The organism is Modicisalibacter sp. MOD 31.J (assembly GCF_020147985.1).
GTDB classification, from domain to species: domain Bacteria; phylum Pseudomonadota; class Gammaproteobacteria; order Pseudomonadales; family Halomonadaceae; genus Modicisalibacter; species Modicisalibacter coralii.
On record NZ_JAGXFF010000006.1, the window covers coordinates 176,231 to 198,985 of the forward strand.

Consider the following 22,755-nt stretch of genomic DNA (forward strand, 5'->3'; position numbering starts at 1 on the left):
CACATTCTGCTACCTTGGCTAGTCGTTCCCGCAGGGAAGCGAGCGATCGAGGAGACGACCATGCGCTACGAACTCTATTACTGGCCGACCATTCAGGGCCGCGGCGAATTCGTCCGGCTGGCCCTCGAGGATGCCGGCGCCGATTACATCGATGTGGGCAATGCCTCGGATGCCGGCATCACCGAGATCTCCGACTACCTCGACGGCGAGAGTACCTCGTGTCCGCCGTTTGCGCCGCCGTTTCTCAAGGCAGGCGAGGTGATCGTCTCGCACGTCGCCAATATCCTGCAGTTCCTGGGGCCACGCCTGGGCCTGGTGCCCGAGGACGAGGCGACGCGCCTGTGGGCCCATGGCCTGCAGCTCACCGTGACCGACTTCGTCGCCGAGATTCACGACGTCCACCACCCGATCAGTTCGGACGAGTACTACGAGGACCAGAAGGGGGTGGCGCGCCAGCGGGCCGAGGCCTTCCACGAGGCGCGGCTACCCAAGTTTCTCGATTACTTCGAGCGGGTGATCGAGCTCAATCCCGACAGCGGCGACTGCCTGGTCGGCGGTGAACACAGTTACGTCGACCTGTCGCTGTTCCAGGTGGTCAGCGGGCTGCGCTATGCCTTCCCGTGTGCCATGGAGCGCCTGGCCCCGCGCTACCCGGGCGTGGCCGCGCTGACAAGCCGCGTCGTCCGGCGCGAGCGCATCGCCGACTATCTGAGTTCCGAGCGCCGCCTGCCGTTCAACGAGAACGGCCTCTTCCGCCACTACCCCGAGCTCGACGTGGCCTGAGCGCCCTGCGCCCCTGGCGTCGGCTAGCGCCCTGGGTGAGGCGTTTTTACGCACGCCACCTTCACGCACGTTCTGGTCAGCGGCAGCGCAATGCTGTAGAACGCCACGATTGAGGCATTCGCTGAACGATTCCAACGCGCGGGCCGCTCGATGGCGCACCGACGGTTCGGCTTTCAAGGTACCAGGACTGGCATGTTTCTCGACGATTTCCATACAGTGGCGGATGGCTGGATCCGCATCACCGCGACGCAGGCGAGCCGCTTTGCCAAGCGGATGGCCGGCGACTACAACCCCATTCACGACCCGGATGCCCGCCGCTTCTGTGTGCCCGGCGATCTGCTCTTCGCCCTGGTGCTGGCGCGCCACGGACTGTCGCAGCGCATGACCTTCCATTTCCGCGGCATGGTCGGCGACGACGTACCGCTGGCCGTCGAGGAGCGTGACGGCGGTGCGCTAAGCGTCGTCGACGCGACGGGCAAGGCCTTTCTGGATGTCGAGCGCAGCGGCGAGACCACCCGCGATCCGGCCGTGATCGAGGCCTTCACCCGCCGCTACATCGCCTTTTCGGGGCGCAATTTCCCGCATTTTCTCAAGCCGCTGCTGGAAGAGCATGGGGTGATGTTCAATCCCCAGCGCCCCCTGGTGATCTACGACAGCATGGGCTTCGCGCTCGAGCGGATCGACGATGCCGCGCTGGAGATCGCCTTCGACGGTGCCACCTTCGAATGCCAGGGCAAGCGCGGCGAGGCGCGGCTGGCATTCCGCATGCTCGCCGACGGGGCCCCGGTGGGGACCGGCGCCAAGAAGCTGGTGGTCAGCGGCCTCCAGCCCTACGATGCCTCGGTGATGGATGCCTTCGTCGAGACCTTCAACCGGCGCAAGTCGGCATCCGGCGCCTCGTCGTGAGGCCCTTCGTTCACGGGGTCGCCTTTTGCTGGATGGCCAGCCGCAGCGAACGGAAGCGGCGCCGGTACTGACCCGGGGTCAGCCCCACCCGACGGCCGAACAGCCGGCGGAAGAAGCTGGCATCCTCGTAACCCACGCTTTCGGCGATTGCCTCGATCGGGGCATCGTCGCTCTCCAGCATCTGCTTGGCCTCCTCGAGGCGCAGGGTGTGCACGTAGGCGATCGGCGTCATGCCGGTGGCGGCCTTGAAACGGCGCTTGAACGAGCGCTCGCTGAGCCCACTGAGGCGGATCATGCCGGCTACCGGGTAGCGGTGGTCGTAATGGCGCGCCGCCCACACCTGGCATTCGGCGATCACGCCATCCGCGATCTGGCGCGCCCGGGTCAGCGCCGCATAGGGTTGCTGGCCCTCGCGGTGCCAGTCGATCAGGTACAGGCGCGCCAGATGCATCGCCTCCTCGATGCCGGCCAGCCGCGCCACCAGAAACAGTGCCAGGTCCAGCCAGGAAGTGCCGCCCCCGGCCATCAGCAGGCGCTCGCCGGGACCGCTGGCGACCAGCGAGCGATGGGCGTGCACGCGGACATCGGGGTATTTCGTGGCCAGCGCTTCGCAGTAGGCCCAGTGGGTGGTCGCCTCGCCGCCGGCCAGCAGGCCGGCCTCGGCGAACAGCAGGGCGCCGGTGCAGGCTGCCGCCAGCAGCGCGCCCTCGGCATGGCAGCGGCACAGCCAGGCGATCTCGGCGGGGTAGCGGCCGGTCAACGGCTCGTCGGGCGCGACCATCAGGTCGGGTAGGCACACCGCCTGGGGCAATGGACAGTCGGCCAGCGCCATGTCGGGCTGGATCCAGGCCCGGTTGCCGGCACGAAAGCCCCGACCGTCGGTGGAGACGATCAACGGGGCGAACAGGCTGCGCCCGGGGCGGCCCTCGGTGACCAGCGTCCAGTCGCGTCCTGCCGAGCTGAACAGGTCGTAGAGGCCGTAGAGGGTCGAGGCGGTGGCCTCGGGGGGCGCCAGCAGGGCGACCGTGATCGGGGCGTCGGATGACATGGCACGATCCGCGCGTTTGTGTCCCAATCAACGTTAGTACAGGCTCACTTCGCGGGATAGCGTCGACTGGCCGATTCCGGCTTGTCTACCTTCCGAGGAGTCCCGTCATGTGCCAAGCTCTCGCCCCTGCCGACACCCATCGACCCGATGCCGAGACCGATGCCTTCGAGGCGCGTCTGGTCAACGCCCTCAACGAGGGCGGGCTGATGCTGCTGATGTCGATCGGCTATCGTACCGGTCTTTACGAGCGTCTCGCCGGCCAGCCGCCGCTCACCGACGTCGAGATCGCCGAATGCGCCGGCCTCGATGCGCGCTATGTGCGCGAATGGCTGGGCGGCATGGTCGCCGGCGGCGTCATCGAACTCGACCCCGCGACCCGCCGCTACCGGCTGCCCTCGGCCCACGCCGCGCTGCTGACCGATGCCGATGGCCCCAACCTGGCCGTCTACGCGCAGTTCTTCGCTCTGCTCGGCGCGGTCGAGGATGACGTCGTACGCTGCTTTCGCGAAGGCGGAGGCGTGCCCTACTCGCGCTATCCACGCTTTCACGAGGTGATGGCCGCCGACAGCGCCCAGACCGTGCTCCCGGCGCTATTCGACGCCATCCTGCCGCTCGCCCCGGAGCTGCCCGCGCGCCTCGAGCAGGGCATCGACGTGCTGGACTGTGCCTGCGGGCGAGGGCGGGCGCTGCTGGCGATGGCCGAGCGCTACCCGGCCAGTCGTTTCACCGGCTACGACCTGTCGACGGAGGCGATCGCCTGGGCGCAGGCGCGGGTAGCCGAGAGCGGCCTCGCCAACGTTCGCTTCGCGGCGCGCGACCTGTCCGACTTCGACGCGAGTGCTGAGCGGGCGGCCTTCGACCTGGTCACCACCTTCGATGGCATCCACGACCAGGCCCGGCCGCTGGCGCTGGTGCGCGGCATCCGTCGCAGCCTGCGCCCGGGCGGGGTGTATCTCGCTCAGGACATCCACGCCTCGAGCCATCATCATCTCGACCGCGAGCACCCGCTGGGTACGCTGCTCTATGCGGTGTCGGTGAGCCACTGCATGACGGTCTCGCTGGCCCAGGGCGGGGAGGGGCTGGGCACGATGTGGGGGCGCGAGCGCGCCCAGGCACTGTTTGCCGAGGCGGGGTTCACGACGGTGAGCGTTCACCAGCTCGAGCACGACATCCAGAATGACTATTTCGTCTGTCGGGCCGATTGACCTCGCTGACGCCGCGCCGGCCGGTTGCCGGCGCGGCGTTTTGGCGGGTCAGAAATCCAGTTCTCCCCGGGCACGTCGCTCCTGGGGCAGCAGGGCGGCATGGATCCAGGCGTTGACCGGGGTGTCGACACCGGCCTCGCGGCCCAGGCGCACCACGGCGCCGTTCTGGGACGCCAGCTCCGAGGGTTTGCCATCCATGATGTCGCGCTGCATCGAGGCGGTGCCCGACTCGGGCAAACGATCGATGAAGCGCAGCGCGCGCTGAACGGCGTCGTCCGGCAGCGCCACGCCCCGCGCTCGGCCCACCCGGGCGATCTCATCGAGAATCCGTTCGATCAGTTCGCGGGTCGCCGGCTGGCCGCGGGTCACGCCGATCGGCGCGCGGGTGATCGCGCCGATGCCGCTCATCGCGCAGATGAACAGGAACTTGCTCCAGATCGCGACGTGGATGTCGTCGGGGACTTCCGCCTCGATGCCTCGGGCGCCGTCGAACGCGGCCTTGAGGCGTCGTGTGCGCTCGCTGGCACGGTTGTTCAGTTCCCCGAAGCGCACGAAGGGGTCGACGCCGGCGTGGACGATCTCGCCGGGTTCGCCACGCCAGGCGAGAATGCCGCACAGCCCGCCCAGCGCGTGCTCGGGGCCGAACGCCTCGGCGACCTGGCGGGCGGCCTCGACGCCGTTCTCCAGCGGCAGGATCAGGGTCCCCTCGTCGACCAGCGGGCGCATCGCCTCGATGGCCTCGGCCACCTGCCAGGCCTTGACGGCCACCAGCACGACATCCACCGCGCCGACCTCGGCGGGGTCATCCGTTACCGCGACCGTGGGCAGGTGAAAGTCGCCGGCGATACTGCGTACCCGCAGGCCGTCGCGGCGCAGGGCCGCCAGATGCTCGCCGCGGGCGATGAAGGTCACGTCCTCGCCGGCCTCGGCCAGACGGCCGCCGAAATAACCGCCGACGCCACCGGTTCCATAGATGGCAAAGCGCATGCTGACTCCTCGTGTCGTGTGGGTCATCGGGGCAGTATACGGAACCCGGGGCCGCGCTCGCACGATCCGGTCGGCCCGGTCGCAGGGAAAGGCCCGCCATGGGGCGGGCCTATGCATCGTTCTTCCTTCGAGGCGCGATCGAGAGCCTAGAACGCCTCCCAGTCGTCCTTCGTCGTCTCGGCGGCCTGCGTCGTCGGCTTGTTCAGGGACGGGCGGCGGAGTTCGGCAGCGGCGTCGGGCCGGGGCGTCTCGGCCCGGCTCGGGGCGGGGGCCGAATCGCCCAGATGGAAGCGCTCCATCAATTCGCTCAGGTGGCGTGCCTGACTGCGCATCTCTTCGGCGGCGGCGCTCGACTCGGTGACCATGGCGGCGTTCTGCTGGATCATGGTGTCGAGTTCCGTCACCGCGACGTTGATCTGGCCGATGCCGTCGCTCTGTTCGCTGGCGCCGCTGCTGATTTCACCGATGACGTCGTTGACGCGCTCGACCCCGTCGAGAATCGATGACACCGTGCGCGCGGCGCGCTCGACCTGTTCGGCACCGGCCCGGGTATGGGTGAGTGACGTATCGATCAGACCGCGAATCTCGCTGGCGGCATCGCTGGAGCGGGTGGCCAGGGTGCGCACCTCCTGGGCGACCACGGCGAAGCCACGGCCGTGCTCGCCGGCACGCGCCGCCTCCACCGAGGCATTGAGCGCGAGGATGTTGGTCTGAAAGGCGATCGAGTCGATCAGGGTGATGATGTCGCCGATCTTCTCCGCCGAGGCATTGATGTCATTCATCGACGATTGCGCCCGCGCCATGGCGTCGTTGCCCTGGCCGGCCAGGTCACGGGTATCGCCGACCAATTGCGTGGCCTGACGCGCGGCGTCGGCGGTGTTGGCCACCGTGCTGGTGATCTCCTCGAGCGAGGCCGAGGTCTCCTGCAGGTTGCTGGCCGACTGGTCGCTGCGCGAGGCGAGATCCTCGCTGCTCTGGGCGATCTCGCCGGCGGTGTGATAGACGCTCTGCGTGCTGCGACGCACGTCGCCTACGATGCGCGCCAGGCCGTCGCCGATGCCGTTCATGGCGGTGGTCAGGCGGCCGATCTCATCGTCGCGCCGGACCGCGATGCGCCGCGACAGGTCGCCCTTGGCCAGATCCTCGGCCAGCCCGCCCAGGGCATCCAGGGGGCGGCTGATCATCCGCCGCTGCAGCCGATAGAGCAACAGGCCGAGGGCCAGAGCGACCAGCAGCGCGCCGACGATCGCGTAGTTGCGCAGGGTGTCGATGGCGGCGAAGACCTCGTCGTCGAAGACCGTGCTGACGATGGTCCACTGGCGTTCGGGGTGGGCGGTGAAATAGACCGTCCGCGGGCGTCCGTCGTCGGCGGCGATCGCCGTGTCGAAGCGACCGCTGTCGCCCTCGAATAGCTCGGCATAGGCGGGTTGGCCCTGCGGCGTGAGGACCTCGTCGAGGTTCCGTCCCTCGAAGGGGCCGCCGGCGATCACCTGGCCGCGATGCCCCTCGCGGTTGTCGACCAGCATGACGAAGCCGCTCCCGTCGAAGCGGATGTCGCGGATCTGCTGTTCGAGCAGTGCCGACTGCCGGGTGATGTCGATGCCGATGAAGGTGGCGCCGATGACTTTCCCGTCGGCGTTCTCGATCGGCCGATATTGGGTGATGTAACGGGTGCCGAACAGGTCGGCGAGACCGGTGTAGGGTTCGTCGGCGATCAGGCGACCGTAGCTGGCGCTGTTGCGGTCGAGGAGGGTGCCGACGGCGCGCGAGCCGTCGGATGTCTCGAGCGAGGTGGTAACGCGGACGAAGTCGTCGCCGTCGCGGGCGAAGATCGTCACCGGTGCCTGGGCCGCCCGGGTGAACTCATCCAGCGGGCCGTAGTCGCCGTTGAGCACGCGAGCGCCGTTGCGCAGCGCCGGCGTCTGCCGGCCGGCGACCTCGATGCGCTCGTCAGGCGCCAGCGCGTAGGCGGCGTCGAATTCGCCCTCGAACAGGTTCAGCAGTCGCGAGATCTCGTGATGCAGTGTCTGGTCGAACAGGGTCAGGCGGGCGCCGACCTGGGCCTGCTGCTGGGTGACGCGCTCGGTCATCTCGGCGGCCACCTGGCGTTCGGCGGCCCAGGTCAGTGCCCAGCTCAGGGCGACGAAACCGACGACCAGAATCGCTGCCACCAGAATGGATACCCGGCTGACGATACCCAGGCGTCGCATCCCCGTTTTGTTCTTCATTGTCATTGCTCCGTTACACAGTGATACAAAGTTTATCGACTGTAAGGGGCGTGACTTTAGGGATGATCGCTGATTTTCGTAGTATTTACAGACTCTTGATTAGAGTTAAATAATGTTTTAAAGGCTTTGCTGACGTTTTCTTACAAAACTGTCAGCTGATTCGGGCTCTTGGGCCAGATGCCGTCGGCGCCTCGCCAGCGTCATTCAACCAACGGTGGGCAAGGCGCCGGGCGCGGTCGAAATCGGCGCAATGATTCAAACGGCGGCGCACGCTGTGGATGCCGGTACGCTTGAGCTTGACGATCTGGCGCGGTGTCAGGCCGACGAAGATCAGGCCCACCTCGCGGCGGCGCATCTCGTCGACCAGGCTGCGCAGCGCGACCAGTGCCGTGCCGTCGATACTCGGGACCTGACGCATGTCGATCAACACGATTCGCACCTGCGGGTCGGTGATATGCAGCGCCGCCAGTGCCTTGTCGGCGACGCCGAAGAACATCGGACCGGCGATCGAATAGGCTGCCACGCTGGACGGCAGGTCGCCGAGCTGCGGTTGCCGGTCGCTATCCAGGCGCGCGGTTCGTGACAGGGCGCTCATGCGGTGGATGAAAAGCGCCGCCGCCATGCCGATGCCCACGCCCACTGCCAGCACCATGTCGAACACCACGGTGAGCACGAAGCACAGTGCCAGGATCGCGATATCGCCGGCCGGCGCGGTGCGCAGGGTGCGCAGGAACAGGTGAGCCTCGCTCATGTTCCAGGCGATGATGAACAGCAGGGCGGCCAGCGATGCCATGGGCACGCGGCCGAGCAGGCCGGCCAGGCCGATCACCGCCAGCAGCACCACCAGCGAGTGGACCACCGCCGACAGCGGCGAGCGGGCGCCGCTGCGAATGTTGGTGGCGGTTCGCGCCAGTGCGCCGGTTGCGGTGATGCCGCCGAAGAAGGGGGCGCACAGGTTGCCCAGCCCCTGGCCGATCAGCTCGGCGTTGGGGTCGTGGCGGCCGCGGGTCATGCCGTCGGCGACGACCGCGCAGAGCAGCGATTCGATGGCTGCCAGCATGGCGATGGCGAAGGCCGGCCCGAGCAGTTGGCGCAACAGCTCGAAGCTCAGGCCGAGCGGCTGGCCGTCAGGCCCGGGGGCATTCCAGGGCAGGTCGAACCGGGGCGCGATCGGCGGAATGCCCTGGCCGCTCGTGCCATCCAGCGACCAGTGAAAGCGCGAGTCGATGGTGGCGACCTGGCCGGGTAGCCAGTGATCGATCACCAAGGCCGCCAGGGCGCCCGCCACCAGCCCGGCCAGCGGCGCCGGTACCGGCGTCTTCAGGCGCGGCCAGACGAGCAGCACCGCCAGGGTGAGCACCCCGACGGACAGTTCCTGGGGCTGCACGGAGGGCAGCGCGGCGACGATGTGGCCCAGGTTGGCGATGTAGCTGTCGCCCAGCTCGACCGTCAGCCCCAGGAAGTCGGGAATCTGCAGGGTGGCGATGACCACCGCGATGCCGGCGGTGAAACCCAGCACCACCGGGTAGGGCACGAACTGGATCAGCGCGCCGAGCCGCGCCGCTCCCAGTCCGACCAGGATGAGGCCGGCCATCAGCGAGGCGAGCAGCAGCCCGCCGAGGCCGTACTGCTGCACGATGGGAAAGAGGATCACCACGAAGGCGGCGGTCGGCCCCGAGACATTGAAGCGGGCGCCCCCCGTCAGGGCGATCACGATCCCGGCGACGATCGCCGTGTACAGACCGTGCTGCGGCGCCACCCCGGTGGCGATGGCCAGCGCCATGGACAGCGGGACGGCGACGATACCGATGGTCAGCCCCGCGAGCAGATCGCTGCGCAAATCGCGCACGCCATATCCCTCCCGCCATGCCTCGCGCAGTCCCGTGGCCAGGCGCGGCCCTGTCCAGCGTCGCTCGCCGTCGCTCATCGTCGTGTCTTCCTCTATCGAATCGGGAAAGCATCGATGTTACCAAGGCGGGACAGGGACGCGCTGGGGCATTTTTACCGATACGCCCGCTTGACCCACAATGGTCTTCCACGTTCCCCACAGGCGAGTCCGTATGCGTCTCCATTTCCTGGGTACCTCCGCCGGCGTACCGACCCGTTCGCGCAACGTCTCCGCCGTGGCCCTGCAGCCCGAGACGGGCAAGCGCTGGTACCTGATCGATTGCGGCGAGGCGACCCAGCATCGCCTGATGCGCACGTCGCTGACCCTGCCCAATCTCGAGACGATCCTGATCACCCACGTCCACGGCGATCACTGCTATGGCCTGCCGGGGCTGCTGGCCAGCGCCTCGCTGGCTGGCCGCGAACGCCCGCTGAGCGTGGTCGGCCCGCCGGCGATCCGCGACTTCCTCGACGCCGTGCAGGCCACCGCCGGGCTGCATCTGAGCTTTGCGCTGGATTTCATCGCCGTGGAGCCGGCGCAGGGTCCCCTCGAGTTGGCCGACTACCGGGTCGAGAGCGCCGCGCTCTCCCACGGCGTGGCCTCCTACGCCTATGCCTTCACCGAGCGGCACGTCGAGCGTCAACTCGACCGCGACCGACTGCTCGCGCTGGGGCTGCCGCCGGGTCCGGCCTGGGGGCGGCTGCAGCGCGGCGAGGACGCGTTCCTCGCTGATGGCACCCGGATCGCGAGCGACGCTGTCCGGCGCGCCACGCGACGCGCGCGCAAGGCGGTGATCGCCGGCGACAACGACACCCCGGCGCGTCTCGGCCGGCTGTGCGAGGGCGCCAACGTGCTGGTCCACGAGGCCACCTACACCGAACCGGTCGTCGCGCGGCTGGGCACCGACAACGGCCACAGCACGGCGGCGCGGGTGGCGAAGTTCGCCGCGTCCGAGGGTCTGCCGAGCCTGATCCTGACCCACTTCAGCCCGCGTTATGCAACGCGCCGCGATGCCTCGCCCTCGATCGCCGACATCGAGCACGAAGCCCGAGCCCATTTCAGCGGCGCCCTGTTCCTGGCCCGCGATCGGGCCACGTACGGCGTTAACCGCGAGGGCAGCATCGAAGCGCCCGATGGAGAGAACGAAGGACCGTTGCATGAAGGAGAAACGCCATGACCGCCTCGACCAGCCTCTGGGAGATGACCCTCGCCGGCTTTCGCGATGCCATCGAATCGCGCTCCACGCCGGGCTGCGGCGCCGCCGCGGCGGCCTCGGCGGGGCTCGGCATGGCGCTGGTGCTCAAGGGACTGCGCATCACCCGGGACAAGCACGACGACGCGCCGGAGGCGATGTACCAGGCGATCGAGCGCGCCGACGCGCTCTTGGCCCAGCTCGGCGACTACGCTGACGAGGATGTCGAGGCGTTCGAGGCCTACCTGGCCGCCGTCAAGCTGCCCCACGCTGACGACGCGCAGCGCGAGCGCCGTGAGCACGCCATCGCCCGCGCCGCCGAGCGGGCCAATGACGTGCCGCTGGGGGCCGCGCGGGTCTGTCACGAGGGACTGGTGCTGAGCGTCGAGGCCCTGGCGCTCACCGCCGACAATCTGCAGAGCGATACCCGCGCCGGCGCACTGATGCTGCACTCGGGGCTGAGCGCCTTGCTGCTCGGTGTCGAGGCCAATCTGGCGAGTCTCGACGATGCCGACGAGCGCGAGGCCCTGGCCCGCTCGCGGGATGCCCTGCAGGAGGCGGCCGATCGCTGCCGCGACGACCTGCTGCGCTGAACCCGCCGGCTTACGTCGGTTGCGGCGCCGGGATCGCCGTTCGCGCGCAACAGCGCAATAATGTCCAAGTCCCGGCATCCCACCGGTGATAGCGTGGTCGGTGACAGGACGGCGATGGGACGACGATGGCGTCCGGGAGGTGCAGGGTGTCGCAATCAGAGAGTCGCTTTCGCTTCGCCAGGAGCCCGCTGCTGCCGGATCTCACCGTGCTGCAGGCGGCGATGCGCGATTTCAGCTACGACCGTCACGCCCACGAGGAGTACGCCTTCGGCGTCACCCTCAGCGGGCGCCAGGATTTCTTCAGCAGCGGCAGCTACCACCGTAGCCCGCCCGGCAACGTCATCGCCTTCAATCCGGATCAGATTCACGACGGCGAGGCCGGCGACGGCGGTACGCTCGACTACGTGATGGTCTATGTCCACCCACAGCGGCTTGCGCCACTGTTCGCCAGTGCGCAGGGCCACGAGGCGGCGGGTGAGTTCCGCATCGGCGAGACCTTGATGCAGGACGCGGCACTGCGCCGTGCCATTCTCGATCTGGCATGGCGAGTCACCAGGGAGACGGGCAGTCGCATCGAGCAGGAGCAGGCGCTCTACCGGATCGCCACCCGTCTGGCACAGCGCGCCGGGCGCTGGGAACCCGACGCCCGGACGCGCCGCAGTGATGCGCTGCTCGGCCGGGCCAAGGCGTATATCCACGCCCACGTCGGTGACGACCTGTCGCTGGATGACATCAGCCGCGCCGCCAATCTGTCGAAGTATCACTTCCTGCGGCTGTTTCGTCGGCAGTTCGGCATCACGCCGCACCAGTACGTGCTCAACTGCCGCGTCAACGCCGCGCGCAGCGAACTCGACGCCGGTGGGGATCTCGGTGACGTCGCGCTGCGCTACGGCTTCGCCGACCTCAGCCACTTCAACCGGCGCTTCAAGCGCATCTACGGCATGACGCCGCACCAGTATCGACGCCACGTCAGCCGCTGAACGGGACACTGTCACATGTTGGGAATCCTCGCCTATGCCCTGGGGGTGATGTACACCCCCGGGCCCGTGAATCTGCTCGGCCTGAATGCCGGACTCAACGGCCAGGGCCGTGCCTCGCTGGGTTTCTGCCTGGGCGTGGGCACGGCGATGCTGGGCCTGTTCCTGATCTTCGGCCTGGTGGGCGCGGCCTGGGTGGAGGGGGCACTGCTGACGGTGGTCGGCGCGCTGGGCTGTGCTTACATCCTCTATCTGGCGGCGAAGCTCGCCCGGGCCGGCGTAGAGATCGATGTCGACCGGCCCGCCGCGCAGGCCCTGCGATTTCGCGACGGCCTGCTGATGCAGCTGCTCAATCCCAAGGGCGTGGTCGCCACCCTGCCGATCGCCACGCTGCAGTTCCCGGCGGCGGGCATCCACGGCGTCGCGTTGATCGCCTGGTCGCTGGGGCTGGCGCTGCTGGCGGTGGGCGCACCGGGGAGCTATGCGCTGGTGGGCGCGCTGCTGGGAAGGCGCATCGCCGATCCACGGCTCTTTCGGGGGTTCAATCTGGCGATGGCGATCCTGCTCGCCGGCGTGGCGATCTCGATCGGCTACGAACACGTCTATCGGCCGCTCGCGGCGTGACCGGTTTCGGGACGGGCATTCAGGCCGGCAGCTTGCAGACATCCACCCACTCGGCGTCTACCAGGTCGGCCAGCCGCTCGGGCGTCAGACGCACGGCGCTGTGGGTGGCTCCGGCGGCGGGCAGTACCTCGGCATAGGCGCGCAGCGATGCGTCGCAGTACACCGGCAGCGGGGTCGCCAGGCCAAACGGGCAGACGCCACCCACCGGATGGCCGGTGAGCGCCAGCACCGTCTCGGCGTCGAGCATCTTGGCCTTGGCCTCGAAGGTCTCGCGCATCTTGCGGTTGTCGATGCGCGCCTCGCCGCTCGCCACCACCAGGACCCGCCGCTCGCCGACGCGAAAGGCCAGCGTCTTGGCGATCTGCCCCGGCTCGACGCCATGAGCCTCGGCGGCCAGCGCCACCGTCGCGGTGCTGGTTTCCAGCTCGATGACGTCGAGATCGGGGGCGCGCTCGGCAAGGAAGGTGCGAACGGTGTCGAGGCTCATGAGTCGGGCTCCGGGGGCAATGAATGAACCCCCAGGCATAACCGAAAGTCGGGCCTCGCGCCACCCGTCAGGCCGGCAGTCGTATCCGGAACAGCGATACGCCCAGCCCGATGAACAGCCCGCCGAGGGTACGCTGGAAACGTCTGGCCCACCGCGGCGAGCGCAGTCGGTGCGCCAGGCGGCCGGCCAGCAGGCCGTAACCCATCAGGGCCAGGAACGACATCGTCATGATCGTCGCGATCAGGATCAGGAACTGGGGCAGAAGCGGCCGGCTCGCGGCGATGAACTGGGGGAAAAGCGCCGAGAAGAACAGAATCGCCTTGGGGTTGCTGATCGCCACCAGGTAGCCCTCGCCGAAGGTCTTCAACGGTGACCAGCCGGCCGGCGCCCGTGTCGCGGACAGCGCGGCCAGCAGCGACGACGAGGAGCGCCACTGGCGGATGCCCAGATAGATCAGGTAAAGGGCGCCGCAGGTCTTTAGCAGCGTGAACAGCCATTCCGAGGTGTGCAGTACCGCGCCCAGCCCCAGGGTCGCCAGCCCCGCCACGCAGGCGATGCCGGTGATGTTGCCCAGCGACGACGCCGCGACCCGCCACGTGCCGCCGCTCAATCCGTTGCGCAGGGCGACGAGCGCCGCGGGACCGGGGCTCAGCGTGGCCGCGGCGGCGAAGGTGATGTAAAGCAACCAGACGGACAGGGACATGGGATCTCCGGGACTTCGGGCGTCAGGGCCGCCAGCGTAGTGGATGGGTCTCTCGTAGTATGCCGTCGTCCTCCCAGTCCGCCCAGCCATGACCACACCGTCATCCGCCGACAAGCCCGGTGTGGCCGGGCAGGATCCGCGTGAGTGGCTACGCTGGGGGGAGCGGCAGCACTGCCGTCACGAAAATGTCTCACAGGGACGATCGTCAGCGACGACAAGGAGCCAGTCATGTCACATCGTCACGACAGGAATTGCGCGCATTGCTCGGGGATCGGTGCGGCCGGCGCCCTCGGTCTGGGGCTGGTGGCCGGGGTGGCCGCGGCTGCCGGGGTGCTGGTGGGGCGCAAGGCGTCCACCACGGCGCGTCTGGGCAAGGGGCATCCGCTCAAGCACCGCATGCTCGACGTGGCTTCCGGCACCATGCAGCGCAAGATCCCGCTGGAGGCCATGAGCACCTACCTCAACGGCTTCCACATGTACGCCGACGAGATGGGGCGTCAGGTCGAGGCCTCGCACTTCTGTATCCATCTCGAGCCGGATCTCCACCAGTGCGTGATCTTCGATTCCAACAAACCCGATGCACGGTTGATCGGTATCGAGTACATCATCAGCGAGTCACGCTTTCGCGCCCTGCCGGAAGCGGAAAAACGTCTCTGGCACAGCCACCACTACGAGGTGAAGTCGGGCCTGCTGGTGGCGCCGGGCATTCCCGAGATGGCCGAGCATGCCTACTTCGAGGATCTCGTTACCACCTACGGCAAGACCTTTCACACCTGGCAGTACGATCGCGACGACTTCCCCTACGGTGTGCCGCAACTGATGATGGGCTTCACCGACGACGGCCAGGCCGACCCGGATCTGGTCGCGGCCCGCGATCGGCGGCTGGGGATCTCGACCGCCGAGCGTCGTCGGCATCGCGGTGACATCGCCACGCCGGTGGTGGCGCCCGGCGCCAATAGCTGGGAGAGCGGGCGCATCGTGCAGACCACCCTGGAGGAGCGGCCCTTCAAACGATGCCCCCCCGCGGGCGAATGGAAGACGACGCACGAGGCCTGCCGGGTTTTGCCCGGCATCGGGCATGAGTGGCTTGATGCGCCAGCGACGACGATGAGTCTACCGCCGTCATCCCGGCACGGTGGGAAACCTGCCGTGCCGGGAATCTACTGTCCTTAATGCGTCGATACCGCGTCTGCTTTCACGGGTAATCGCCTCGGCATGAGGCGGACTGAACGTAATTGCCAACAACCTGACGGTTACTTTTTGTTACCAATAGGATTATCGTCCATACGGCCAATAAGTTTGAGAAAAGGTCATGAGTGCGGACTATGATCCAGTGGCTCGGGGAGGAGATGCGAGCAAAATCACTACCAAAAATTAATTAAATTTAGGGTGATGCTGCCGTGCAGCACCGTGATGAAATCGATGGCTTGCGGGCCATTGCGGTATCGACCGTTCTCGTCTTTCATTTCTTTCCGGCCCTGCTTCCCCTGGGCTATCTCGGCGTCGATCTGTTCTTCGTCATTTCCGGGTTTCTGATCTCGACCTACATTCTCGAAGAGGTGGAGAAAGCGAGTTTTTCCTTCAAGACCTTCTACTGGCGAAGGGCGAGACGAATCCTGCCGGCGACCCTGGTACTCCTGCTGGTCACCTCCTTCTTTGCCTTCTTTATCTTGACGCCGCCCGATCTGGTGAGATATTCGCAGAGTCTCATCGCGACCCTGACGTTCACTGCCAATATATTCTTCTGGAGGACGGGGGGGTATTTCGGCGATGCGGATGAACTGAAGCCGCTGTTGCACATGTGGTCCCTGGGTGTCGAGGAGCAGTTCTATCTGCTGTTCCCGGCCATCTTCGTCTTGATTGTCTCCAAATTGAAGACGCTCAGGTATGCGGTCATCTGTGTTTTACTGATCGTTCTGCTGTCTTTCCTGCTCAATGTCTTCCTGGCGGCGATCGGTGGCGAGAACCCGGCCTTCTTTCTGCTGCCGACCCGGGTGTGGCAGTTCGGGGTGGGGACCCTGGCGGCTTTTGCCTTCAAGGCCCGCAAAACCGACCGGAACGTCTACGTCACCTATGCGTCGCTACTCGCGGTCATGGCCGGGTTGCTATTCGCCGTCCCGGTACTGCCGATGGCCACGACCGTGACGTTGGGCTTGGGGGTTTTCTTGTCGAGGCCCCATCATGCGTCTTCGCTTCCCATGCAGTGCCTGACGCACCCTCTGGTGAGAAGGATCGGACTCATCTCTTTCTCGCTATATCTATGGCACTGGCCGGTCCTCGTGTTCATGAAATATGTCGCCATTGAACCGCCGCCACTGTCGACCCTTTTACTGGGTATGGTGGTCACCCTGATTCTGGCCAGTGCGAGTTACACGTTGGTGGAGGCACCTTACCGATGGCGGCGTAGCCCCAGGAATGTCAGTACCGCCGTGATTTCCAGTATGCTGCTGATGATCGTGTTCGTGAGCGGTTCGGTGGCCTCGCAGGGCTTCAAGACACGGCATTCGCGATTGGTCAATACGCTGGCCAGTGCCACTCAGACCAATTACCGGTGCCCGATAACGGATTACTTTGCCTACGGCAATGCGCGTGCCTGTTTTGTCAACAAGGACGAACGGAGCGACTATGACATCGCCTTGATCGGCAATTCTCATGCGCAAATGTATGTGCCTGCCCTGGAAGACGTCTTGAAAGGTCAGCGGGAAAAGGGAATTCTCATTCCCTTGAACAGCTGCTTGCCGACGATCGATGTCAATGTCTCCCGAAAGTGTCTCGAGTTGGCCAGGATGAATTATGCGGAATATATCAAGGACGATCGCATCAAGACCGTGATATTCGCGATGACCTGGTACTCTGATTCGCTGGTCGATGAGCAGGGGAGAATACGTGAAGACCGCTCCCGGATGCTTCTGGCGAGATCGGTTCTGGGTTTGATGGACAAGGTCGAAAGCGCCGGCAAGGAAGTCTTCCTGGTCGGGCCGATAAAGATCCCGGGACGCGATCTTTCCTCGTCGCTGAGTCGTGAGCTGATGCTGCGCGGTGCCGGCGTGGATGCGGTGATGGAGGCGCTGAAGGTGCCCCGTGGTGTCTTTGACACGGAATTTGGCGAGATGCTGACATTTCTTTCCGCGAGTCTGGGAACGCACTTCGTGACCGCTCACGACCGGCTGTGTCGCGGGGGGTATTGTTACTACGGTGACAAGACCGGCATGTTCTTCGCCGACGCCAGCCACCTGAGTGCCAGCGGTGCCCGGTTGATGGCTCCCGTCTTCCGCCGGATCGTGGCGGCACGGGTCGCGCTCGGTACGTGGCCCCGCTCGCAATAACGACGCCCTGACCGGGGGTGGCGCTCAGGGCGGCGGTGACTCGTGCATGAAGCGGGCGGCCTCCGCGCACAGCCAGTCGCGGAACAGTGCCGTCTTGCGCGGGGCTTGCGGCGCGCGCAGCACGACGTAATCGATCCCGCTGGGAATGAAGCCCCAGGGCGCCACCAGGCGTCCGGCGCGGATGTCGTCGGCGACCAGCACCCAGGGGGCGATGGCCACGCCGAGACCGGCGACGGCCGCCTCGAGCATGAAATAGAAGTGCTCGAAGTGCGGCCCGCGCGCCTGGGGCACCTCGATGCCCGTGGCCGATGCCCAGTCGCGCCAGGCGTCGGGACGGGTGCGTGTGTGCAGCAGCGTTCGTCCGTCCAGTCTCGGGCGTGACTCCGGGTCCGATGGCGGCGCCATCACCGGCCCCACCCTCTCGGCGAACAGCGGCGTCGTCTCCAGGCCGTGTGTCCACTCGCCGTCGACATGGATCGCCACATCGAAGCGTGATTGCTCCAGATTCAGCGGACCCGCGGAGGCACTCAGGCGGGGCTCGAGCCCCGGATGAGCGTGCTGGAAGCGGTGCAGGCGCGGGATCAACCAGCGCAGCATGAGGCTGCCCAGGCAGTAGACGTCCAGCGTGCCTTCGACGGCGTCGGTCACGCCCTGTACCGCGGTGTCGAGCCGGTCGAAGCCGGCCGTCAGACCCTCCAGCAGTTCGCGGCCCGCCGCGGTCGGACGCTGTGCCTGACGGGGCCCCTCGAGCAGCGTCACGCCCAGGTACGCCTCGAGGCGCTTGACCTGACGGCTGATCGCGCCGTGGGTGACATGCAACTCCTCGGCCGCTTCGGTCATGCGCCCCAGGCGGCCGACCGCCTCGAAGGCGCGCAGGGCGTTGAGCGGTGGCAGGCGTCGTGCCATGTGATTTTTCCTGACAAATGATGTGCCGATAAATCGTTAGGTCCACGCCCAGGTACGTGCTTTGCTGGGGTCTTTCCCGTTACGTGACGCCATTGAGCCCGGCGTGGTCATGATTGTCCAGCGTCGGATCGTCGCGGTGCGGTGATTCATAAAACTCACATGAAGGAGAGGGCATGGAATCCTGGCTGTTCCTGGCGATCCTGCTGGCGGCCTTGCTGCATGCCGGCTGGAACGCTCTGGTCAAGGTGGGCCTGGACCGGTTTCTCGCGGTATCGCTGATCGCCATGGGCGCCGGCCTGGTCGCCGCGCCCGGCGTATGGCTGGCGCCGCCGCCGGCCCCCGCCGCCTGGCCATGGCTGGCGCTGTCGATGCTGCTGCACATCGGTTACAACGTCTTCCTGGTGCAGGCCTATCGCAGTGGCGATCTGGGGCAGGTCTATCCGATCGCACGCGGTGCCGCACCGCTGCTGGTCGCCGTGGTGTCCGCGCTGGCCCTCGGTGAGTTGCCGCCGCCCTTGACCACGCTGGGCATCGTCGTGCTGGTGGCGGGCGTGGGGCTGATGTCGCTACGCGGGGGCCGCCATGCGCAGCGTCTCGAACGGCGCGCGGTGGGCGCGGCGCTGGCGACCGCGACCTTCATCGCCGGCTACACCCTGAGCGATGCCATCGGGGCCCGGGCCAGTGGCTCGCCCGGCGGGTACATCGCCGGGTTGTTCGTCGCCAACGGCCTGGTGATGGCGGTCCTGCTGCTGGCCACGCGCGGTACCCGGGCATTGCCGGCCCTGGCCGGACACTGGCGGCTCGGGCTGCTGGGCGGCGCCATGTCGCTGGGCGCCTATGCCATTGCCATCTGGGCGATGACCCGGGCGCCGATCGCGCTGGTCGCCGCGCTGCGCGAGACCAGCGTGCTGTTCGCCGCCCTGATCGGCTGCTGGTGGCTGGGGGAGCCGCTCAGCCGCTGGCGCGCCCTGGCGGCGCTGGTGATCGTCGCCGGGGTGATGCTGGCCAAGCTGGGTTGAGGCCAGCCAGCGACGGGCTGGACGCGCTGCGTCGGCTCTGCTTGAGTAGAGCGGCTCATTCACCCGGACAGGAAGCGTCATGGACCAGACACAGCCCGCCCGCCAGGTATCCCGCGATCAGCCGGACGATACCCGGCGCCCGACCCTGGTGGGTCTGCTGCCGGCGCCCGAACAGCCGGCCGACATCGCCGAGAGCCTCGCGGGGCAGCTCCCCGAACTGTTGGCCGACTACGTCGACGACCGTCTCGCGTGGGACGTGCAGGTGGTCGTCGACCCCTTGACCGGCGCCATGGAAGACTCCGATTCCATCATCGACAAGACGGAAGCGTACAAGCACCAGCGGGAATGGGACTACGTGATCTGCATCACCGACCTGCCCATCTACAAGGAGAAGCGTTACATGGTCGCGGAGGCCAGCATGGCGCGTTGCTCGGCGATCGTCTCGCTACCCGCCTTTGGCGCGACCGGGATCCGGCAGCGCCTGCGCGAGTCGATCCTGCAACTCGTCAACGAGATGCATCATGGCAGCTCCGAGGCCGCGCGGGAGCGACAGGAGCGCCGCACCGAAGCCTCCGACAAGGTCAGCGACGACCTGCGTGGCGAAGGGGCCCGCCGATTGATGGGCCACCGGCTCTTCGAGAGCCTGATTCCCATCCATCGCGAGACGCCCGAACACGCCGAGGGCAACATCGACGTGCGTTTCGTCACGCGCTCGCGGCTGGGCGGTAGCCTGCGCATACTCTCCGGCATGGTGCGGGCCAATCGGCCCTGGACGGTCTTCCCCGCCTTTCGCAGCGTGATCGCCGTGGCCTTCGCCACCGGCGCCTACGGGCTGATCTTCCCCACCTTCTGGAAGCTCAACGACAGCTACGGCGGCTCTCGCCTGGTGGTGCTCATGCTCACCGCGATGATCGCGATGGTCATCTGGATCATGCTCGCCCACGGCCTGTGGGAGCCGCTCAGGAAAGCCAGTTCGCGGCATATCGCCCGGCTCTACAACATGGTCACCGTACTGACGTTGAGCACCGCCGTGGTGTTCTACTACGGCGTGCTCTACCTGCTGTTCCTGTTCGCGGTCTATCTATTCGTGCCGGCGAGTCTGCTGAGCCAGAATCTGGGCCATGCGGTGGGGCCGGCGAACTATCTGTCGCTTGCCTGGCTGGCGAGTTCGCTGGCGACGCTTGCCGGTGCCCTGGGCGCCGGGCTCGAAGACGATACCACGGTGCTCAACGCCACCTATGGCTATCGTCAGCGGCGCCGCAACAAGCAGATGCGTCAGGACGACGGCGACTGAGCCGAAGCCTCGGCGGTCAGTCGCCTTGCCCGGCCGGAGCGCTTTCGCCGACCCATTCGCTCAACCAGAACAGCACCGCCGCCAGGGCGAAGGCGGCGCCCAGCGCACAGGCGCCGGGCCAGCCGGCCAGGGTGTACAGCCAGGCCGCGCCGCCCGAGCCCGCGGCGCCGCCCAGGAAGTAGCCGGTCATGTAGGCGGTGGTGATGCGGCTGCGCGCCTCGGGGCGAATCTGGTAGATCGCGCTCTGGTTGAGGATCTGGTTGCCCTGCACGCCCAGGTCGAGCAGCACGATGCCGACGATGATCGCCGCCAGTTCGTGGGCGAACAGCGTCATCGCCAGAAAGCTCAGCACGATCAGGCACAGGAAGCTGCCGGTGGCGACCCGCGACAGGCCGCGGTCGTGCAGGTTGCCGGCCAGGTTGGCGCACAGCGCGCCGGTCACGCCCAGCAGACCGAACAGGCCGATCACCGAATCCGGGTAGTCGTAGGGTGGCCGCGCGAGCAGGAAGGGCAGTGTGGTCCAGAAGGCGCTGAAGGCGGCGAAACCCATGGCGCCGTAGAACAGCCGGCGGCGCAGCAGTGGCCCGTCGCGCAGCAGACTCAGCACCGAGGCCAGCAGGGCGCCGTAGCCGAGTCGGGTCTGGCCGGGCTCGCGTGGCAGCAGGCGCGACAGCAGCAGCGCCTGGACCACCATCAGTGCCGCCGCCAGCCAGTAGACCGCGCGCCAGCCCAGCGCGTCGGCGATCCCGCCGGACACCGTGCGTGCCAGCAGGATGCCCAGCAGCAGGCCGGTCATCACCCGGCCCACCACCCGGCCACGCTCGGCATCGCTGGCGAGATGCGCGGCGAAGGGCACCAGGATCTGCGCGACCACCGCGGTCAGGCCGGTGGCCAGGGCGCAGACGAAGAACAGCGTGATGTCCGGCGCCAGCGCGGTACCGGCCAGGGCGACCGCCGTGGCCAGCGACACCGTGACGATCAACCGGCGGCGCTCGAGCAGGTCGCCCAGCGGCACCAGCAGGATCAGCCCCGCGGCATAGCCGAGCTGGGTCAGGGTGATGATCAGTCCGGCCGTGCCGCGGGAGACCTCGAAGCCCCGGGCCAGGGTGTCGAGCAGCGGCTGGGCGTAGTAGATGTTGGCCACCGCCACGCCGCAGGCCAGCGCCATGACGAAGGTCAGCAGGTCATTGGGCCGCAGGGCCGGGCGGCCGTCGGTTTGCGTGTCGGTCGCGTCGGTCGTCACCTCGTTTCTCCTACGCTTTGTCTGAAAAATGTCTGCGCTCGCCCATACGGCGTTAAAAATTGACTCAAAATGCTCATTTACGGCTTGTAAACTCCGCTTTTTCGTCAATTTTTGCCTTGTCTGGCCATCGCTCGCCGACTTTTCAGACAGAGCTTAGCTGGGCTGATGGTCATCGCCGCTGACGTCGATATCGACTTCGACCATCATACCCGGACCGATCAAGTCGTCGGGACCGTCATCGAGAGCGATACGCACCGGAATGCGCTGGGTGATCTTGGTGAAGTTGCCGGAGGGATTGGGATCCGGCAGCAGCGCGAACTGGCTGGTCGCGGCGCGCCCAATGACGGTGACGTGGCCGTGGAAGGCGCGATCCGGATAGGCGTCGACGGTGATGTCGACCGGTTGCCCGACGCGCAGCTCGGCGATGTCGGTCTCCTTGATCTTGGCCTCGACCCACAGCTTGTCCGGGTCGTGCATCATCAGGATCGGCTGCCCGGCGCTGACGTACTCCCCCTGGTCGATCAGTGTCTTGTTGACCACGCCGCCGACCGGGCTCGGCACCTGGAGGTCGGCGATGCGCTGTTTTTCCTGTTCCAGCCGGGCCCGGGCCTGGGCCAGCTCCTGCCGGGCGACCTGCAGTTGCGAGCGTTGCACGGCGGGGTTGGGGAGTGGCATCTGCGAGCCATTGATGAAGCCGACCTCGGCGTTGTCGGCCTGAGCCTGGCTGACCGCGACCTCCTGCTTGGCCTGATGGTATTCCGCCTGCGCCGCCTGGTAGGCGTAGTAGTCTGCATCGCGTTGCTGTTGCGAGACCGAGTGCTTGGCGAGCAGGGCGTCGGAGCGCTGGAAGTCCTTGCGCGCCTGGACCAGCCGCGCCTGGGCGGCCTGCATGGCGGCCTTGCTGGCACTGAGTTCCTGGCGGGTCAGGGTCTTGCCGCCCGCGAGCTGGCGTTCGGCGATCTCGAGACGCTGGCGTTGATAGTCGACGCGTGCCTGCATGGCGGCCACGCCGGCCTCGAGGGTCTCGAGTTCCTGCTCGTCGGGCCGGCTGTAGAGCTTGGCGACGACGGCGCCCTTGTCCAGGTGGTCGCCCTCGGTGATCGAGAAGTCGGTGACCCAGCCTGCCAGGCGGCTGCTGACGGTGACCTGATCGGCCATCACCCGGGCGTCCTGGGCGCTGACATGGGTCATCCGGTGATAGATCGCGAAGCCCGCCCAGATCAGGCAGGCCAGCAGGACCAGCGCGAGCAGCGTCAGCTTGGTGCCCTTGCCGGGGCGGCGGGATACGGCATTCGACGTCGGCGATGTCATGATCGATGAATCCTTGAACTGACGAATGAAAGACG

General features: G+C 67.1%; 20 protein-coding genes. 11 read left to right on the top strand and 9 right to left on the bottom strand.

The window, feature by feature from the left end; all coding sequences use genetic code 11:
• Positions 1-60 precede the first annotated feature (60 nt).
• Positions 61-783, top strand: a complete 723-nt coding sequence (locus KGR00_RS20605) for a glutathione S-transferase (RefSeq protein ID WP_224419128.1) — start codon at positions 61-63, stop codon at positions 781-783.
• Between the two features lie 192 nt (positions 784-975).
• Positions 976-1,689, top strand: coding sequence for a DUF3581 family protein (locus KGR00_RS20610; RefSeq protein ID WP_129139328.1), 714 nt, complete (start codon positions 976-978; stop codon positions 1,687-1,689).
• Positions 1,690-1,699: 10 nt separating this feature from the next.
• Here the strand turns inward: KGR00_RS20610 and KGR00_RS20615 are convergent, their stop codons facing one another.
• A complete protein-coding gene (locus tag KGR00_RS20615) occupies positions 1,700-2,737 on the bottom strand; it encodes a helix-turn-helix domain-containing protein (RefSeq protein ID WP_224419129.1) in 1,038 nt (345 codons plus the stop codon).
• Positions 2,738-2,844: 107 nt separating this feature from the next.
• Between KGR00_RS20615 and KGR00_RS20620 the strand changes: the two genes are divergently transcribed.
• The gene (locus tag KGR00_RS20620; protein ID WP_224419130.1) at positions 2,845-3,942 is read left to right on the top strand and encodes a class I SAM-dependent methyltransferase; all 1,098 of its coding nucleotides are present in this window, start codon (positions 2,845-2,847) and stop codon (positions 3,940-3,942) included.
• A gap of 48 nt (positions 3,943-3,990) precedes the next feature.
• On the opposite strand, the gene KGR00_RS20625 is transcribed toward KGR00_RS20620, so the two are convergent.
• The 3 genes from KGR00_RS20625 to dauA all read right to left on the bottom strand — a co-directional run bounded on the left by KGR00_RS20625 (position 3,991) and on the right by dauA (position 9,084).
• Positions 3,991-4,929: a 2-dehydropantoate 2-reductase gene (locus tag KGR00_RS20625; protein WP_224419131.1), complete on the bottom strand. Its 939-nt coding sequence runs from the start codon at positions 4,927-4,929 to the stop codon at positions 3,991-3,993.
• Between the two features lie 146 nt (positions 4,930-5,075).
• Positions 5,076-7,157 carry a methyl-accepting chemotaxis protein gene (locus KGR00_RS20630; RefSeq protein WP_224419132.1) on the bottom strand — a complete coding sequence of 694 codons (2,082 nt, stop codon included), beginning with the start codon at positions 7,155-7,157 and terminating at the stop codon, positions 5,076-5,078.
• 151 nt (positions 7,158-7,308) lie between these two features.
• Positions 7,309-9,084, bottom strand: a complete 1,776-nt coding sequence (gene dauA, locus KGR00_RS20635; protein ID WP_224419133.1) for a C4-dicarboxylic acid transporter DauA — start codon at positions 9,082-9,084, stop codon at positions 7,309-7,311.
• Positions 9,085-9,217: 133 nt separating this feature from the next.
• Here dauA and KGR00_RS20640 point away from each other — a divergent pair, with 133 nt between their 5' ends.
• From KGR00_RS20640 to KGR00_RS20655, 4 genes are all read left to right on the top strand, one after another.
• Positions 9,218-10,222, top strand: a complete 1,005-nt coding sequence (locus KGR00_RS20640) for a ribonuclease Z (RefSeq protein WP_224419134.1) — start codon at positions 9,218-9,220, stop codon at positions 10,220-10,222.
• The gene (locus KGR00_RS20645; RefSeq protein ID WP_224419135.1) at positions 10,219-10,830 is read left to right on the top strand and encodes a cyclodeaminase/cyclohydrolase family protein; all 612 of its coding nucleotides are present in this window, start codon (positions 10,219-10,221) and stop codon (positions 10,828-10,830) included. The genes KGR00_RS20640 and KGR00_RS20645 overlap by 4 nt, the downstream gene beginning before the upstream one ends.
• A gap of 146 nt (positions 10,831-10,976) precedes the next feature.
• On the top strand, positions 10,977-11,810 hold the full coding sequence (locus KGR00_RS20650) for an AraC family transcriptional regulator (RefSeq protein ID WP_224419136.1): 834 nt from the start codon (positions 10,977-10,979) through the stop codon (positions 11,808-11,810).
• A 15-nt stretch (positions 11,811-11,825) separates the two neighbouring features.
• Positions 11,826-12,431, top strand: coding sequence for a LysE family transporter (locus tag KGR00_RS20655; RefSeq protein ID WP_129139337.1), 606 nt, complete (start codon positions 11,826-11,828; stop codon positions 12,429-12,431).
• Positions 12,432-12,450: 19 nt separating this feature from the next.
• On the opposite strand, the gene KGR00_RS20660 is transcribed toward KGR00_RS20655, so the two are convergent.
• Entirely contained in the window at positions 12,451-12,918 is a 468-nt protein-coding gene (locus tag KGR00_RS20660) for a YbaK/EbsC family protein (RefSeq protein ID WP_129139338.1), read from the bottom strand.
• A 67-nt stretch (positions 12,919-12,985) separates the two neighbouring features.
• Complete coding sequence (locus KGR00_RS20665) at positions 12,986-13,621, bottom strand: LysE family translocator (RefSeq protein WP_224419137.1); 636 nt, start codon at positions 13,619-13,621, stop codon at positions 12,986-12,988.
• 228 nt (positions 13,622-13,849) lie between these two features.
• Between KGR00_RS20665 and KGR00_RS20670 the strand changes: the two genes are divergently transcribed.
• Complete coding sequence (locus tag KGR00_RS20670) at positions 13,850-14,794, top strand: OBAP family protein (RefSeq protein ID WP_224419138.1); 945 nt, start codon at positions 13,850-13,852, stop codon at positions 14,792-14,794.
• A gap of 227 nt (positions 14,795-15,021) precedes the next feature.
• A complete protein-coding gene (locus KGR00_RS22530; RefSeq protein ID WP_224419139.1) occupies positions 15,022-16,947 on the top strand; it encodes an acyltransferase family protein in 1,926 nt (641 codons plus the stop codon).
• A 24-nt stretch (positions 16,948-16,971) separates the two neighbouring features.
• Here the strand turns inward: KGR00_RS22530 and KGR00_RS20680 are convergent, their stop codons facing one another.
• Positions 16,972-17,853 (bottom strand): LysR substrate-binding domain-containing protein, encoded by an 882-nt coding sequence (locus tag KGR00_RS20680; RefSeq protein WP_224419140.1) that lies wholly within the window; start codon positions 17,851-17,853, stop codon positions 16,972-16,974.
• 173 nt (positions 17,854-18,026) lie between these two features.
• On the opposite strand from KGR00_RS20680, the gene KGR00_RS20685 reads away from it, so the two are divergent.
• Complete coding sequence (locus KGR00_RS20685; RefSeq protein WP_129139345.1) at positions 18,027-18,872, top strand: EamA family transporter; 846 nt, start codon at positions 18,027-18,029, stop codon at positions 18,870-18,872.
• Positions 18,873-18,951: 79 nt separating this feature from the next.
• Complete coding sequence (locus tag KGR00_RS20690; RefSeq protein ID WP_224419141.1) at positions 18,952-20,166, top strand: hypothetical protein; 1,215 nt, start codon at positions 18,952-18,954, stop codon at positions 20,164-20,166.
• A 16-nt stretch (positions 20,167-20,182) separates the two neighbouring features.
• On the opposite strand, the gene KGR00_RS20695 is transcribed toward KGR00_RS20690, so the two are convergent.
• Positions 20,183-21,409: an MFS transporter gene (locus KGR00_RS20695; protein ID WP_224419142.1), complete on the bottom strand. Its 1,227-nt coding sequence runs from the start codon at positions 21,407-21,409 to the stop codon at positions 20,183-20,185.
• Between the two features lie 153 nt (positions 21,410-21,562).
• Positions 21,563-22,720: an HlyD family secretion protein gene (locus KGR00_RS20700; RefSeq protein WP_224419143.1), complete on the bottom strand. Its 1,158-nt coding sequence runs from the start codon at positions 22,718-22,720 to the stop codon at positions 21,563-21,565.
• Positions 22,721-22,755: the final 35 nt, after the last annotated feature.